This window comes from Vibrio sp. 1978 (assembly GCF_033344345.1).
In genome coordinates, this window is the sequence record NZ_JAWPOP010000375.1 from 1 (window position 1) to 757 (window position 757).

Below are 757 nucleotides of genomic sequence, written 5' to 3' on the forward strand. Positions count from 1 at the left end.
TTTACGAATCTCATCGCCAAATCGCCTTTAAAAGTTGGGCGGATTTTAAATCAGGGTGAGTATGACAGCCTTAAATCAGGGATTCGTAACCTGGCTTTGCAACGTGGTTACTTCAATGGTGACTTTAAGCTCAACAAGCTGGAAGTGATCCCCGAATTGAATGAAGCCAATGTGCGTTTGCACTACGACAGCGGTATTCGCTATCACTTTGGTCCGGTAGAAATTACGGGAAGCCAGATCTGGGAAAACCGTGTTGAGTCGATGCGACCTTTTGAAATTGGTGAACCTTACCTTGTCTCTGATGTGGGTGAATACAACCAAAACCTCTCTAACACCGATTGGTTCTCCTCCGTGTTTGTTGAGCCTGACTTAAGCAAGCTTGAAGATGGGCGCGAGTTGCCGATTAAAGTCTCGTTAGCGCCTGCTGCGAAAAACCAAATTGAAACTGGTATTGGTTACTCCACCGATACGGGTGTGCGCGGTACTTTAAAATGGAAAAAACCATGGGTAAGTGCGCGCGGCCATAGCTTTAATACGGCGCTTTCTCTCTCCAAACCAGAACAAACCATCACCGCCGGCTACAAAATTCCATTAGACGACGTCTTACGTGAATACTATCAATTGCAATTTGGTCTGAAGCATTTGGACAACCGTGATACTGAGAGTTTGGAATCAAACCTTGCGGTAGAAAGACACTGGTTAACCGACGGTGGTTGGCACAAAACCGTGTACGTTCGTCACTTGTACGAAAACTTCT

1 protein-coding gene is annotated in these 757 nt (G+C 45.8%); it reads left to right on the forward strand.

Translation table 11 applies throughout. The features are described 5' to 3' along the window. Nucleotides 1-757, forward strand: a 757-nt coding sequence (locus R8N49_RS26705) for an autotransporter assembly complex protein TamA (RefSeq protein WP_412034917.1), incomplete at both ends; no start/stop codon positions are given.